Raw genomic sequence first — 14,247 nt, forward strand, 5'->3', positions numbered from 1 at the left:
CGCCGTTCAATCTTCGGCGAGTTTCTCGATCAGCATCGCAACGAAGGTTTCCGTCACGGGCGGCAGTGTCCGGCCGCGTTTCTTGATGAGAGCGATGGGGCGAGTGAACGCGGGGTCGTCGACCGCGCGCACGATCAGTTCGGGCTCCGCTCTGACTTCACGGGCCGACGCCGGCAGGATCGTCACGCCGAGTCCCGCGCGCACCATCGCGACCGCGCTCATCATGTAGGTCGGCTCGCACGCGATCTCGGGCGTGCAGTGAGCATTCGCGAAAGCGCTGTCGACCACCGCCCGCACGCTCGTGCCTTGGGCGGTCAGCACGAGCGGCGTGGCGGCGAGATCGGCGAGCGTGATGTGCCGCCGCCGGGCAAGCGCATGCCGCTTCGGGAACACGGCAACCAGCCGGTCGATGCCCGCATGCAGCACCTCGAAAGCGGCGTCGTCGAGCGGGCCGCCGGTCAGCCCGATATCGACCTCTTCATTGCGCACCAACGTATTGACCATGCTGGCGACCACGTCGCGCACATGAAAGCTCACGCGCGGCACGGCCTTCTTGATGCCCTGTACGAGCTCGGGCAACACGCTGGCCGCGAACGTCGGCAAGCAAGCGATCCGCACGGTGCCGCTCGCGCCTTCGCCGAGCGCGCGCGCGTCGATCAGCACGTGCTCCATGTCATGGAGCGACTTCTGCAAGAGCGGCAGCAGTTCACGGCCGGTCGGCGTGAGCGCGACATTGCGGCTGTTGCGGTCGAACAGGCGCATGCCGACCGTTTCTTCGAGGCGGCGAATCTGCACCGTCAACGCCGGTTGCGAGAGATGCAGCCGCGTCGCCGCGCGCGTGAAGCTGCCCGTTTGCGCGACGGCGATAAACGCGCGGATGTCCCGAAGATTCAGATCCATGATGGTTTGTAATTGCTGCGATCAAATCATTTCAATTGATTTATAGTCGCTTCGAACTTACGCTGGATCGCAGTAAAAAACAATCTCGGAGACAAGCACATGCTGCCATTACTGGGGCTCGCTACCATCGTCGTGCTGCTCGGCGCGATTCTGTCGAAACGCATGTCGCCGCTGGTGGCGCTCATCATCGTGCCGATTGCGGCGTCGCTCATCGGCGGCTTCGGCTTTCAGACCAGCAAGTTCGTGATCGACGGGCTCAAGAGCCTTGCGCCGGTCGTCGGCATGTTCGTGTTCGCGATTCTTTATTTCGGCACCATCACCGACGCGGGCACGCTCGATCCGATCATCGACCGCATTCTGCGCGCGGTCGGCACGCGGCCCACGCGAATCGTGATGGGCACCACGCTGCTCGCGCTGCTGATCCATCTGGACGGCTCCGGCGCCGTGTGCTTTCTGGTCACGATTCCCGCCATGCTGCCGCTCTACGATCGGCTGAAGATGGACCGGCGCGTGCTGGCCGCAGCGGTTTCGATGGCGGCCGGCATCAACTTTCTGCCGTGGACGGGGCCGATGATTCGCGCCTCCGCCTCGCTTCATCTGCCGATCTCAGCTCTGTTCAATCCGTTGATTCCGGTGCAGGCGATCGGCCTCGTATTCGTGTTCGGCATGGCGTTCTGGCTCGGGCGGCGCGAGGAAAAACGCCTCGGTCTCACGGCCGCGAGCGGTTCGGTGCCCATGCCTAAACGCGAACTGACGCCCGAAGAACAGGCGCTGCGCCGGCCAAAGAACTTCTGGTTCAACATCGTGCTGACGCTGGTTGTGCTCGGCACGATGGTCGTGATGGGCGAGAAAATTCCGCCGGCGATCATGTTCATGGTCGGCCTGTGCATCGCGCTGATGGTGAACTATCCGAACGTCGACATGCAGCGCAAACGGATCGACGCGCATGCCCGCGCGGCCTTGATGATGGCCGGCATTCTGCTCGCGGCCGGCGTGTTCACCGGCGTGATGCAAGGCAGCGGCATGCTGAAGGCGATGGCGCAGTCGGCGGTCGGTTTCGTGCCGCCCGCGATGGCCAGTCATATTCCCGTTGCGCTCGGCTTGCTGTCGATGCCGCTCAGCATGTTGTTCGACCCCGACTCGTTCTATTTCGGCGTGCTGCCGGTGATCGCCGAAGTGGCCGGCCAACTCGGCGTGCCCGCGGTGCACGTCGGCCAGGCCGCGTTGCTCGGCCAGATGACCACCGGCTTTCCGGTCAGCCCGCTGACACCCGCCACCTTCCTCGTGGTCGGCCTGTGCGGGATCGATCTCGCCGACCATCAGAAATTCACGTTCCCCTTGCTGTTCGGCGCGTCGATCGTGATGACGATCGCCTGCGTCGCGCTGGGGATATTCTCACTGTGAGCTTCACCGAATGGATGTGACCAGCATGACAGCCACTCAATCTCAACGGACCGTGCGCATCGGCGCGGGCGCGGGTTATTCCGGCGACCGTATCGAACCCGCCGTCGAACTGGCGGAACACGGCGCGCTCGATTACCTCGTCTTCGAGTGCCTCGCGGAGCGCACGATTGCGATCGCGCAGCAGGCGCGCAGCAAGGACCCGCAGCTCGGCTACGACCCGTTGCTCGAAACGCGCATGAAGGCGGTGCTGCCCGCCGCGTTGCGCAACGGCGTGCGGATCATTTCGAACATGGGCGCGGCGAATCCGCTCGCGGCGGCGCGCAAGACCGCGGAGATCGCGCGCTCGCTCGGGCTTGGCGAGGTGAAGATCGCAGCGGTCACCGGCGACGATGTACTCGACGTCGTTCGTCAGGGCGATTTCTGCTTCGTGGAATCCGGAGAACGTGTGTCGGACAAGGATCGGCTCGTGTCCGCAAATGCGTATCTCGGCGCGAGCGCGATCATCGATGCACTTGCGGCCGGCGCGCAGATTGTGTTGACCGGGCGCGTGGCCGATCCGTCGCTGTTCGTCGCGCCGCTGATTCACGAATTCGGCTGGCGCATGGACGACTGGCAGACGCTCGGGCAGGCGACGGTGATCGGCCATCTGCTCGAATGCGCGGGGCAAATCACCGGCGGCTATTTCGCGGATCCGGGCTTCAAGGATGTTCCTGAACTGGCGAGGCTCGGTTTTCCGATTGCCGAAGTCGGACCGGACGGCGCGGTGATCGTCACCAAGCTCGCTCAAGCCGGCGGACGAGTCACCGAGGCGACCTGCAAGGAGCAACTGCTGTATGAGATTCATGACCCGCAGCGCTATCTGCAACCGGATGTGGTCGCGGATTTCTCACAGGTGCGTGTCGCGCAGGAAGCGCCGGATCGCGTTCGCGTGAGCGGCGGACGAGGCACGCCGCGCACGGATACGCTGAAGGTGTCGGTTGCTTATTTCGATGGTTATATCGGCGAAGGGCAAATTTCGTACGGCGGTCCCGGCGCGTTGGCGCGCGCGCGGCTCGCGCTCGATATCGTGCGGGAACGGCTCACGCTGACCGGCGTGCAGACGCGTGAATTGCGTTTCGATCTGATCGGCGTGAACGCATTGCACGGCGAAACGGCGGCTGCCGGTTATGCCGAGCCGTATGAGGTGCGTGCGCGAGTGGCGGGGCGCACGGCCTCGCTCGCGGAAGCGGTGCGGATCGGCAACGAGGTGGAGACGCTTTACACCAATGGTCCGGCAGGCGGAGGCGGCGTCACGAAGTTGGCGCGCGAAGTCGTCGCGGTGCAATCGGTTTTACTGCCGCGCGAGCATGTGACGCCGGCATTCTCGATGGTGGAGGCGTGAGATGAAATTACGTGAGCTGGCTCATTCGCGTACCGGCGACAAAGGCAATACGCTGAACATCTCGGTGATCTGCTATGACGCGAAGAACTATGAACATCTACGCACGGTGCTGACGCCGGAGCGGGTCAAAGCGCATCTGCGTGATGTAGTGCAGGGCGAGGTGGCGCGCTACGACCTGCCCGCGATTGCCGCGTTCAACTTCGTGCTGGGCAATGCGCTCGGCGGCGGCGTGACGCGTTCGCTCGCACTCGACGCACACGGCAAGTCGCTGAGTTCGTCGTTGATGGATCTCGATGTCGAGGCGCCGACCGCGTAGTACGCGAATGCGGCCGCCTTCAGGCGTCCGCTTCTTCCCAAGGCGGCACCGGCTGCCACGCTTCGATCAACTCATCGATGAAAAGCCGCACTTTCGGAGTCAGGTGCCGGCGCGTCGGATAGATTGCGCGAATCGGCAGCGCCTGCGCTGCGAACGATTGCAGCAACGGTTGCAAGCGACCTTGGCGGATTTCGCTCGCAACCAGATAGGTGGGCAGATTGATGATGCCCACGCCATTCACCGCCGCGCCGATTAGAGCCTCGGCGCTGTCCATCTTCAATCTGCCGCCGGTTTCCACGACCTGTTGCTCGACGCCGGCAAAGAGCCACGGTTGCGGTCGTCCCAGGCTGACGAATTGCAGGCACTCGTGGTGCGCGAGATCGAGCGGCGAGAGCGGCGCGCCGCGCTTCGCCAGATAAGCCGGCGACGCACACGTGATCAGCTTTTGCGTGGCCACCGTACGGGCGATGAGCCGCGAGTCCGGTTTCGGTTCGCCGACGCGGATGGCGACGTCGATCCCCTCGTCGACGAGATCGACGAAGCGGTCCGTGAAGCTGACCTCGGCGCTGACCGCCGGCCAGCGTTCAAGAAACGACGTGATGATCGGCAACACCTGGCGGTGACCGAGCGCAATCGGCAGGCTGATGCGTAACGTGCCTGCCGGCGTCCCGCTGCGCACCGCCATGGCCGTCTCGGTCTCTTCGAGGTCTTCGAGAATCTGCGTGCAGCGCGCGTAAAACACGGAGCCGTCGTCCGTGAGTCCCAGACTATGCGGCGTTCGATGCAGCAGCCGCACCTGCAAGCGTGCTTCGAGACGGGCAATGATCTTGCCGACCGCCGAGCGCGTGATCCCGAGTTGCTGCCCCGCCGACGTAAAACTGCCGGCCTTGACCACGGTGACGAAGGTCGCGATGTCGTTGATGTTGCCGAGCGCCAAGTCGAGATCCTCCCCAACGGGTGTGTGCAACGTGGATGAGCGGCTTCGCGCGATCCGTCGCGCTCCGATGATAGCGCGTCGCCCGTCTGTCGCGGTGAAGGGGAGCCACATTCCCCATCGATCCTCCTACTCTCCGTTCAGGACGCAATGCCCTCAATTTCAATGTCTGAATCGGAGAAACATCCATGGATGCCAATCAACTTGCCAGCTCGTCCGCGAGACCGGCACTCGCGAGCGACGGTACGCCGCTCATGCCGACCGTGGCGGCGGCCACGCGCGGACCGTCATGGGCCGCGGTTTTATCCGTCGCGGTCGGCTCATTCGCTTTCGTCGCCACGGAGTACATGCCCGTCGGCTTGTTGCCGCAGATCGCGCACGATCTCGGCGTCACGCCCGGCACAGCAGGACTGATGGTGACGACGCCGGGCATCATCGCCGCGATCTCGGCGCCGGCGTTGCTGCTGGCAGCGGGCCGCATCAACCGCCGTTTGATCCTGTTGCTGCTGGCCGTGCTGCTGCTCGCGTCGAACGTGATCTCCGCGATCGCACCGAGCTTCGCCGTGATGCTGGTGGGCCGCGCGTTGCTGGGCGCAAGCCTCGGCGGGTTCTGGACCGTCGCGCTCGGCGCGTCGGGACAACTCGTGCGCGAGGACCAGGCGGCCCGCGCCGGCGCGACGATTTTCATGGGCATCACGCTGGCGACGGTGATCGGCGTGCCGCTCGGCACCTTGATCGCCGATTTGAGTTCGTGGCGCATGTCGTTTCTCGCAACCTCGGTGCTCGCGGCCGTCGCGTTGGCCGCGCAGGCCGTGTTTCTGCCGTCGCTGCCGCCCAAGGCCGCAATCCGCATGAACGACTTCCGCGCCATGCTGCAACGCTCGAACGTGCGCCGCAGTCTGTGGCTGGTCGGGTTGCTGTTTGGCGCGCACTTCGCCGCCTATACGTACATCGCGCCGTTCCTCGAGCGCAATGCGGCGTTCGGTCCGTCGTGGGTCACGGCGGTGTTGCTCGGTTTCGGCGTGGTCGGCTTCGCTGCGAATTTCGCGGTTTCCGCTGTAGTGACGCGCCATCTGAAGGTCTCGCTGCTGATGTTGGGCGCGCTGATGGCGCTCACCTTGTTCGCGTTGCCGATGCTGCAAATCTCGCGTGTGGGTATGATCGCCGCGGTGATGGCGTGGGGCATCGCGTACGGCGCGATCCCGCTGAGCCTGAGCATCTGGATGCAATGGACTTCGCCGGACCGCCCTGAAGCCGGTTCGTCGATGTTCGTCAGCACCGTGCAGACTTCGATCGCGCTCGGCTCGCTGGCCGGCGGCGCGGTGGTCGATCACCTCAGCATCGCCTCGACGATGCACTTCGGCGGCTTGCTCGCTGTGCTGAGCATGCTCGTAATCATGACGTTCAGCACGCGTCACGCGAGCCTGAAGAACGTGCTCGACAAGTAGCCGGCACGCTGTTGAAACACAGTCGCCGCGCAATCCAAACAATCGGTGATGGGAGTGCAGTCCAGCAGGCGCAAGGGTTTCGGCGCATTGCGGACTGCACGCTCCGAAGTCTTCGGAGCGGAGGCCCGTTTTTCTGCGCGGGCCGCGCCTATAGATTGTCAATCAACGCCGGACAGCGCCGTGAAGCGCTCGGCGGCAATCATTCACCGGATCGACTTCAAGAGAAAAGAACATCATGAGCAAGCTGTTTACCCCCGTCAAAGTAGGACCTTATGAATTCGCACACCGCGTCGTGCTCGCACCGCTGACCCGCATGCGTGCCGAAGATGGCGCGCGCCCCGGTCCTCTGATGGCCGAGTATTACGCGCAGCGCACTTCCGCAGGCGCATTGCTGATCGGCGAGGCGACGATTGCCGCTGTTGAAGGCAACGGTTACCTCGGCGCGCCCGGCCTTTTTGAAGACCGTCAGATCGCCGGCTGGCGCGAAGTCACCGACGCGGTGCACGCGAAAGGCGGCAAGATCTTCCTGCAGCTCTATCACGCAGGACGTCAGTCGAATGCCGAATTGCAGCCCGAAGGACGCCGGCCGGTGGGCCCGTCGGAAGTGCTGCATGGCGGCGTCGCTTATACCAAGGCCGGCTGGATTCCGAACACGCCGAACCGCGCGCTGGAGATCGACGAGATTGCGGCGATCGTCGAGAGTTTTCGCACGGCGGCAGAACGTGGCGTGAAGGCGGGCTTCGACGGCGTCGAACTGCACGCTGCGAACGGCTATCTGTTCGACCAGTTCTTGCAAGATGGCAGCAACAAGCGCACGGACGCCTATGGTGGCTCGTTCGAGAATCGCGCGCGCTTTTTGATGGAGGCCACCCGTGCGGTGATTTCCGTGTGGGGCAGCAACAAGGTCGCCGTGCGTCTCGGACCGAGCGGGTCGTGGGGCGATATGTCGGACAACGATCCGGTCGGTCTTTTCACCTACGTTGCGGCCGAGTTGGCCAAGCTCGATCTCGCGTATCTGCACCTGATCGAGCCGCGCATTGCCGGCAATGTCGAAGATGAAAGCCGCGATCCGAGCCCGGTCGCCGCGCAGACGATCCGCCAGCACTACGCGGGGACGATCATCGCTGCGGGTGGTTTTAAGGGCGATTCGGCGGAAGCGATTCTTGTTGATGGAGATGCCGATCTCGTCGCGTTCGGCCGCGATTTCATCGCCAATCCGGATTTGCCGGAGCGGTTGCGCCGCAAGTTGCCGCTCAATACGTACGATCGGCCGACGTTTTTCGGCGGCACGGAAGTGGGCTACACGGACTATCCGTTTTATGAAGAAGAGGCGGTGAGCGCATAAGCTCGTTGCTTGTCGAAGCAGATCTTGTGAAAGCCGGCGTGTTCAGTGTGTTGATGAATACGCCGGCTTTTTCGTGCAGGGCAATACGCGGTGAAAAGTCCCGAGCGCGGATCGTCCACTCAAGCGCGGCCAGCGCCACGTGCCGCCGCAGTGGAGTCAGGAAACAGATGCTCGCTCAGAAAATCGACGAAGACTCGCGCCTTAGGCGAGATCTGACGCCCGGACGGCCACAGCGCGCGAAACACGGTAGGCGTATCCGTGTACGGTTGCAGCACGGCAACCAGCGAGCCTCGCGCGAGCTGTGCGCGTATCGTGAAGTCGGGTACGCAGGCAAGGCCCAGGTCCTGTTCGGCAAGCATGGTCAACGGCTCGACGGCGGTGGCAATGGCCACCGTTGGAAGGTCGATGTCCAGCGTTTCACCATCGCGGCTCAGCGGCCAGCGGCGCAGTTTGTTGGTGGTCGGAAAACGATGTTGCAGGCAGGCGTGGTCGCGCAGTTGCTCGGGTTCGCCAGGCACACCGCGCTGCTCGAAGTAAGCGGGCGAGCCGACGATCACATGCCGGTACGTGCCCATCGCGCGCGTAACCAGCGTGGAGTCGCTCACATCGCCAGTACGCGCCACGACGTCAAACCCTTCCTCGATCACATCGACCATGCGATCAGAGAAATCGATATCGAGCGTGATATCTGGATACTCCTTCATAAACGCGCCGATCACCGGCATCATCAGCGTGCTCACCATGGGCATACTGACGCGCAGCAGTCCGCGTGGCGCGGAATTGGCGAGCGCCAGTTCGGTCTCGGCCGCTTCGATTTCTCCGATGATGCGCTGGCAGCGCGTCAGAAAGGTCGCGCCCTCCGGCGTCAACGCGATGCTGCGCGTGCTGCGGTGAAAGAGGCGCACGCCGAGCCGTCCTTCGAGCCGCGAGATCGCCTTGCCGACCGCCGACGACGAAATACCCAACTGGTGGCCCGCTTCAGTGAAGCTGCGGGTTTCGGCGGCGCGCACGAACACGTTGAGCGAACCGAACCGGTCCATCGCACCCTGCGAAGCGCCGCTCTCACCGGTAGCAGCCGGCGTCGTTGAACGCGCCGCGACTGCGGCAGGACGGCCTGCGTGATTGGGCGGCGTCATCGGGAGCTCCTTGTCAGGCCCGCTGCAAAACGCTGGAAAACAGCACTTCCTTCAGATTGACGACCGGCGCCGGATCGCGCTGCGCTTTGGCGAGCAGAAACGCGCCTTGCATCGACGATACGATGAAGGTGGCGAGTTGCTCGCAGTTCGTATCGGCTCGCACCTCGCGCGCCGTGACAGCGGCCCGCAGGCAATACAGAACGGACTTTTCGATTTCGGCGAAGATCGCATTGAGCCGCGAGCGGATCGCTTCGCTGTCGCTCGAGTCGGCGGCGAAATTGCCCAGCAGGCAGCCATTGCGCGAATCGTTCTGGCTGATGAGCCGGATATGCACGTCGATGTATTTGCTGAGACGAAATAGCGGTTTCAGTTCGTCGTTGAGCAACGTCTCGCGCATCTCGGCCTGTGCCCGGTCGAAATACAGTTCGATCACTTCGAGGCCGAATGCTTCCTTCGACGTGAAGTGGTTCGTGAACGAGCCATGCGGCACGCCCGCCGCCTTGACGATGTCCCGCACGCTCGCGCCATTGAAGCCGAATTCGTGGATGACGCGCATGCCTTCGGCGATCAGCGTGTCTTTGTGTGAAGGTTTCGGCATGGTCGGAAGTTCTCTGGCAAGACGGGCGCCCCGCATTGTGTCATGCACAAGTGCGGGGGGCTGATGAATGGACCGCGTCAATCGAGTTCGATATGGCGGCCGCTGTCCGATGATTCTACGGCGGCGTCGAGCAGCTTGTGCAGACGCACCGCATGTTCGAAGGTCGGCGCGGTGTGGCTGCCGGTGCGGACGTCGTCGGCGAAGGCTGCGTACAACTGGGCGAGTTCCAGTACCGCCGATGGCAGATCGGACGGCGGCAACTGGTCATACGACGCGGGCACGGGCAGCGACGCGAGCGGCAGGTTGTCGCCGTGCGCGCCTTCGATCACGTAGTCGTCGCCGACATTGCCGAACGCCGAACGATTCGTGATGCGCAGATCGCCTTCCGTACCCGTGATGTCGATCTGCACGCCCGAGCCATTGCGCTTGCCGCCTTCGATATGCACCGACAGTACCGCGCCGTCTGCAAGGCGGCCGGCGAGCACGAGTTGATCGGGCGTGGTGGTCGGCATGACTTCGCCGGTCTGCGCGATCGTCACCTGCTCGAACTGATTGATGCTGAGCGCGGCAATGCTGTGCGGCCACCCGGTCGCTTCGAACAGCATGTCGAGGAAGTGGCCCGCGTAGATCGCGATCACGCTCGAGAAGTTTTCCGGCGGCACGGTCCAGCGCAGCGACTGCGAGCGCAGCGCCTGGAAGTAATTCATGCTCACGTGAATGCGCACCGAGCGCAGCTTGCAGACATAGCCTTGTGCGAGCAGATCACGCACGTAACGGTTGTGCGGCGCGAGCCGCCTTTGCAGCCCGACCACGTGACGCACGTTGGCCTTGCGCGCCAGATCGATCAGTTCCTGCGAGGTGGCGACGCTCGGCGTCAGCGGCCACTCGCAGTAGACGTCCTTGCCGGCTGCGATCGCGGCGCGCACGCCTTCTGCGTGCTGCGGCGCCGTCGTCAGAACGATGACCAGATCGACTTCGGGATGCTTGACCAACTCATCAAGTGAATCGACCACATATTTGAAGCCGTAGCGTTCGGCGACGGCCTCGGCCGCCTCGCGACGCTGGCTGAACACGGCGGTGAGTTCGTATTGGGGCAGCAGGCTCAGCACGCGTACGTGCCCGTGTTGCGCCCAGTTGCCCACGCCGACGATACCGACGCGGATCGGCGCGGCGCTGGATACTGCGGAATTTTGAGTCATGGAAACACCTGCGCGAGAGCGCGCGACGGGTCCGGCCGGCAACGCACTAGCCTGTTTCCGGCCGGACCAAACAACGATGGATTAGACGCCGGCGAACTGGTCGTTGAACTGCGTGACGAATGCGGCTTCGTTCGGACCGGGGTTGTTGCGCATGGGGCGGGCGATCTCGACGACGGCTTCGTCGGCGTCCGTGCCGAGTTCATGCATGGTCTGTTCGATGAACGGCGCAAGCGGCATGGCGCGCGGTTCGTTCTTGCTGTCGAGCAAGTCCGTCTGCACCCACGGCGGCGCAATTTCGACGACGCGCACCGAGGTGTCCTTCAGCTTGTAGCGCAGCGATTGCGTGTACGAGTGGATCGCGGCCTTGGTCGACGAATAGACGCCGGAGATGGCCATCGGCACGAAGCCGAGTACCGACGACACGTTGATGATAGTCGCGTCCTCTTGCTGCTTCAGATGCTCGACTAGCGCGCCTGTCAGACGGATCGGGCCCATCAGGTTGGTGGTGAGCGTGGAGACGATCAGCGCGTCGTCGACCGGTTTGCTGAGGTCGTCGATCTGCATGATGCCGGCGTTGTTGATCAGGACGTTTAGCGACGGGTACTGCGCGATCAGTTGTTGCGAGACCGAGGCAATGCTCTGCGGGTCCGTGATATCCAGTTCGACCGACAGCATGCCGGGGTTGGCGGCAATCGTTTCTTCGAGATTCGCCTTGCGGCGGCCGGCGATGATGACCTGATTGCCGAGTTTGTGGAACGCTTCAGCGAGTCCGCGGCCGATGCCCGAACCGCCGCCGGTGATGAAAATAGTGTTGCCCGTGAGTTTCATGATGGATATCTCAAAGTGGATTCAAGGTCCGCGTTGTCGTCGGAGTTGGACAGCAAGCGCGCGATGGGGGAAATATGGACGAACGTATTAAACCCATCAAGCGGCTCGATATGAATGCACTATTCCGCTGAGACTAACAATGCTGCACGAGTGGCGAGGCATGTGGTCGCGTCGTTCCACCCGGCCTGTACCTGAACCAGTACGGTTGTATTTTCCAGAAGAAAGGAGGGCGGCGGACGGGCGCCCGCTGACGGCGAATCAGCCGCCCGCTTTACTCAACTCGTGAGCGCGGCGCAGCCGTTCACGGCTGTTGCTCAGGTGCATGCGCATGGCGGCGCGCGCGTCGTCCGGGTCTTGCCGTTCGATCGCGCGATAGATCATCTGATGCTCGCTGAGCACGTTGCGCAGATGCTCGATATGGTCGAGTTCCGCGATCTCCGCGGAGCCGAGCCGCGTGCGAGGACTCACCGCGCGGCCAAGCTGGCTGAGCACGTCGAAGAAATAGCGATTCCCGCTCGCGCGCGCGATCTGCAGATGAAACTCGATGTCGTGCGCGAGCGTATCGGTGCTGCCGCGCTCGAGTTCGGACTCGAAACGCTCCAGCGCGCCGCGGATCTGCTTGAGGTTCTGGTCGGTGCGCCGCGCCGCGGCGAGCGCGGCGGAGGCGGCTTCGACGTCGATACGGAATTCGATGATCGCCATCACGTCCAGCATGCTGGAGAGATCGGCGGCGGGCAACTGCATGGATTTTTCCGTGGCCGGTGCCAGCACGAAGGTGCCGATGCCGTGACGCGTTTCGACCACCTTGGCCGCCTGCAGCCGCGAAATCGCCTCGCGCACCACGGAGCGGCTCACCGAGAGCTGCTTCATCATCGCGACTTCGGTGGGAATGCGGTCGCCCGGCCTCAACGTGCCGCGGCGGATTTCATCGGAAAGGGTGGCCACCACCTTCTCAGTTAGGCTGCTCATTTCTGTGGCTGGTTGATTGTTCGGCTGGAAATACACACGTTGCGTGCGAGTGGCGTCGTGCGACGCGTCGACATAGCCATCATAGCGCCTGTCCGGATCAGCACGATTTGATCCTCGCGTTCGCTATGGTTGGCGGAGATGAGGTTTGGCCCCGGCATGACAGATGAAAAGCGGGAGTGATTTCTATGTCATCAGACATCCTAGTTCAAATTCTAAATATTCGTCTTCATTCGGACTGAGTGCGTTGCCAGTACGGTGGTATAGGCACATTGGCAGGGTAAACACTGCATTGGAATTGCAAATAAAAGCACGGTAGACTGTCGTCAGACAACGTATCACGCGTTTCGGGACGGAAGACCGGCCTTTTGAATGCGCCGCGTTGCGCTCGATCAGGTCGCCTGAGCGGCCGAAACTGGAGACCATCTTGACCTCTGCTCTCACCACCGCCGCCGATCCGCTCGAATCCGCGGTCTCCAAGGTCAAGCGGCACGTGCTGCCGCTGTTTCTGATCATGTTCATCGCGAACTACATCGACCGCGTAAACATCGGCTTCGTCAATTCCCACATGCAGACGGACCTGGGCATTGGCGCCGCGGCTTACGGCCTCGGGAGCGGTCTGTTCTTTATCGGCTACGCGCTGTTCGAGGTGCCCTCGAACGTGTTGATGCAGAAGTACGGCGCGCGCGCGTGGCTCACCCGCATCATGGGGACGTGGGGGCTGGTCGCGGCGGCGATGGCGTTCGTCTGGAACGACACCTCGTTCTATGTGCTGCGGTTCCTGCTCGGCGTCGCCGAGGCCGGCTTCTTTCCCGGCGTGGTTTTTTACTTCACGCAGTGGCTGCCGCAGAAGGAGCGCGGCAAGGCGGTGGCGGTGTTTCTCGGCGGCTCCGCGCTCGCATCGGTTCTGTCCGGTCCGGTCACCGGCAGTCTGCTGTCCATTCGCGGCTTCGGTTTGCACGGCTGGCAATGGATGTTTCTCATCGAAGGCGGCTTTTCGATCGTGCTGTGCGCGATGAGCTGGATGCTGCTGAAGTCGCGTATTCGCGATGCCTCGTGGCTTACGGCTGAAGAGCAGAACGTGCTGCAGACGTCGATCGCGGCCGAGCAGGCCGAACGCGAGGCGCACGGCGGCGCGCATCTGCCGGCCATGAAGCTGCTGAAGGATCCGCAGATTCTGCTGTTCTGCTTTCTGTACTTCGCCATTCAACTGACCATCTACGCGGCCACCTTCTGGCTGCCCACGATCATCCGCAAAATGGGTGGCCTGTCCGACTTCGAGGTCGGCATGCTCAACGCGATTCCCTGGCTCATCGCCATGTTCGCGATGTACTGCTTCGCGTTGTTGTCGGCGAAATGGCGCTTCCAGCAGGCGTGGCTGGCCGTGGCGCTCGTCATTGCGGCGTGTGGGCTGCTCGCTTCGACTTCGGGCAATCCGGTGCTGTCGTTCGTGGCCATCTGTTTCTCGGCGATCGGCTTCAAGGCGGCGGCTTCGCTCTTCTGGCCGATCCCGCAAGGTTACCTGGACGCACGCGTCGCCGCAGCGGTGATCGCGTTGATCAACTCGGTAGGCAACCTCGGCGGATTCTTCGCGCCGGCCACGTTCGGCTATTTGCAGCAGCACACCGGGTCGATTACCGGCGGCCTGTATGGCCTTGCCGTGGCTTCGTTGATCGCGGCGGCGGCCGGTTTCCTGACCCGCAACCGGCGCGTGAACCACGACGTGCTGCCGGAATCGCTCCAGCATGAAGTCCACTGACTACACTGACTGACAGAACCGCCAATCATGCGT

Annotated in this window: 13 protein-coding genes; 6 read left to right on the plus strand and 7 right to left on the minus strand. The window is 63.1% G+C overall.

Features of this window, described 5'->3' with window-relative positions:
- Positions 1–6: 6 nt before the first annotated feature.
- Complete coding sequence (locus tag P0D73_RS30035; protein WP_408180210.1) at positions 7–900, minus strand: LysR family transcriptional regulator; 894 nt, start codon at positions 898–900, stop codon at positions 7–9.
- A gap of 99 nt (positions 901–999) precedes the next feature.
- Here P0D73_RS30035 and P0D73_RS30040 point away from each other — a divergent pair, with 99 nt between their 5' ends.
- The 3 genes from P0D73_RS30040 to P0D73_RS30050 are packed head-to-tail and all read left to right on the plus strand — an operon-like array spanning position 1,000 to position 4,001.
- Positions 1,000–2,304 carry a CitMHS family transporter gene (locus tag P0D73_RS30040; RefSeq protein ID WP_408180211.1) on the plus strand — a complete coding sequence of 435 codons (1,305 nt, stop codon included), beginning with the start codon at positions 1,000–1,002 and terminating at the stop codon, positions 2,302–2,304.
- A gap of 25 nt (positions 2,305–2,329) precedes the next feature.
- A complete protein-coding gene (locus P0D73_RS30045; RefSeq protein ID WP_408434165.1) occupies positions 2,330–3,685 on the plus strand; it encodes an acyclic terpene utilization AtuA family protein in 1,356 nt (451 codons plus the stop codon).
- Between the two features lies 1 nt (position 3,686).
- The gene (locus tag P0D73_RS30050) at positions 3,687–4,001 is read left to right on the plus strand and encodes an AtuA-related protein (RefSeq protein WP_408180213.1); all 315 of its coding nucleotides are present in this window, start codon (positions 3,687–3,689) and stop codon (positions 3,999–4,001) included.
- Between the two features lie 19 nt (positions 4,002–4,020).
- Here P0D73_RS30050 and P0D73_RS30055 read toward each other — a convergent pair whose 3' ends face one another.
- The gene (locus P0D73_RS30055; protein ID WP_408434168.1) at positions 4,021–4,938 is read right to left on the minus strand and encodes a LysR family transcriptional regulator; all 918 of its coding nucleotides are present in this window, start codon (positions 4,936–4,938) and stop codon (positions 4,021–4,023) included.
- A 185-nt stretch (positions 4,939–5,123) separates the two neighbouring features.
- Here P0D73_RS30055 and P0D73_RS30060 point away from each other — a divergent pair, with 185 nt between their 5' ends.
- On the plus strand, positions 5,124–6,383 hold the full coding sequence (locus P0D73_RS30060) for an MFS transporter (RefSeq protein WP_408434171.1): 1,260 nt from the start codon (positions 5,124–5,126) through the stop codon (positions 6,381–6,383).
- A 235-nt stretch (positions 6,384–6,618) separates the two neighbouring features.
- Complete coding sequence (locus P0D73_RS30065; RefSeq protein WP_408434174.1) at positions 6,619–7,728, plus strand: alkene reductase; 1,110 nt, start codon at positions 6,619–6,621, stop codon at positions 7,726–7,728.
- 119 nt (positions 7,729–7,847) lie between these two features.
- Here P0D73_RS30065 and P0D73_RS30070 read toward each other — a convergent pair whose 3' ends face one another.
- From P0D73_RS30070 to P0D73_RS30090, 5 genes are all read right to left on the minus strand, one after another.
- Positions 7,848–8,864 carry a LysR family transcriptional regulator gene (locus P0D73_RS30070; RefSeq protein ID WP_408434177.1) on the minus strand — a complete coding sequence of 339 codons (1,017 nt, stop codon included), beginning with the start codon at positions 8,862–8,864 and terminating at the stop codon, positions 7,848–7,850.
- A 13-nt stretch (positions 8,865–8,877) separates the two neighbouring features.
- Positions 8,878–9,462 carry a TetR family transcriptional regulator C-terminal domain-containing protein gene (locus P0D73_RS30075; RefSeq protein WP_408283827.1) on the minus strand — a complete coding sequence of 195 codons (585 nt, stop codon included), beginning with the start codon at positions 9,460–9,462 and terminating at the stop codon, positions 8,878–8,880.
- Between the two features lie 77 nt (positions 9,463–9,539).
- Positions 9,540–10,661 carry a Gfo/Idh/MocA family protein gene (locus tag P0D73_RS30080; RefSeq protein ID WP_408434179.1) on the minus strand — a complete coding sequence of 374 codons (1,122 nt, stop codon included), beginning with the start codon at positions 10,659–10,661 and terminating at the stop codon, positions 9,540–9,542.
- A gap of 81 nt (positions 10,662–10,742) precedes the next feature.
- Positions 10,743–11,489: an SDR family oxidoreductase gene (locus tag P0D73_RS30085; RefSeq protein WP_408434182.1), complete on the minus strand. Its 747-nt coding sequence runs from the start codon at positions 11,487–11,489 to the stop codon at positions 10,743–10,745.
- Between the two features lie 258 nt (positions 11,490–11,747).
- The gene (locus P0D73_RS30090; protein WP_132378736.1) at positions 11,748–12,458 is read right to left on the minus strand and encodes a FadR/GntR family transcriptional regulator; all 711 of its coding nucleotides are present in this window, start codon (positions 12,456–12,458) and stop codon (positions 11,748–11,750) included.
- Between the two features lie 424 nt (positions 12,459–12,882).
- On the opposite strand from P0D73_RS30090, the gene P0D73_RS30095 reads away from it, so the two are divergent.
- The gene (locus tag P0D73_RS30095) at positions 12,883–14,214 is read left to right on the plus strand and encodes an MFS transporter (protein WP_408434185.1); all 1,332 of its coding nucleotides are present in this window, start codon (positions 12,883–12,885) and stop codon (positions 14,212–14,214) included.
- Positions 14,215–14,247: the final 33 nt, after the last annotated feature.

This window comes from Paraburkholderia sp. RL18-101-BIB-B, assembly GCF_046026985.1.
Classification (GTDB): Bacteria; Pseudomonadota; Gammaproteobacteria; order Burkholderiales; family Burkholderiaceae; genus Paraburkholderia.

Coding starts and splice junctions, on each gene's coding strand:
- P0D73_RS30045 (WP_408434165.1), top strand. CDS start 2,330: ATGACAGCCACTCAATCTCAACGGACCGTGCGCATCGGCGCGGGCGCG.
- P0D73_RS30035 (WP_408180210.1), bottom strand. CDS start 900: ATGGATCTGAATCTTCGGGACATCCGCGCGTTTATCGCCGTCGCGCAA.
- P0D73_RS30070 (WP_408434177.1), bottom strand. CDS start 8,864: ATGACGCCGCCCAATCACGCAGGCCGTCCTGCCGCAGTCGCGGCGCGT.
- P0D73_RS30075 (WP_408283827.1), bottom strand. CDS start 9,462: ATGCCGAAACCTTCACACAAAGACACGCTGATCGCCGAAGGCATGCGC.
- P0D73_RS30085 (WP_408434182.1), bottom strand. CDS start 11,489: ATGAAACTCACGGGCAACACTATTTTCATCACCGGCGGCGGTTCGGGC.
- P0D73_RS30065 (WP_408434174.1), top strand. CDS start 6,619: ATGAGCAAGCTGTTTACCCCCGTCAAAGTAGGACCTTATGAATTCGCA.
- P0D73_RS30060 (WP_408434171.1), top strand. CDS start 5,124: ATGGATGCCAATCAACTTGCCAGCTCGTCCGCGAGACCGGCACTCGCG.
- P0D73_RS30050 (WP_408180213.1), top strand. CDS start 3,687: ATGAAATTACGTGAGCTGGCTCATTCGCGTACCGGCGACAAAGGCAAT.
- P0D73_RS30090 (WP_132378736.1), bottom strand. CDS start 12,458: ATGAGCAGCCTAACTGAGAAGGTGGTGGCCACCCTTTCCGATGAAATC.
- P0D73_RS30080 (WP_408434179.1), bottom strand. CDS start 10,661: ATGACTCAAAATTCCGCAGTATCCAGCGCCGCGCCGATCCGCGTCGGT.
- P0D73_RS30040 (WP_408180211.1), top strand. CDS start 1,000: ATGCTGCCATTACTGGGGCTCGCTACCATCGTCGTGCTGCTCGGCGCG.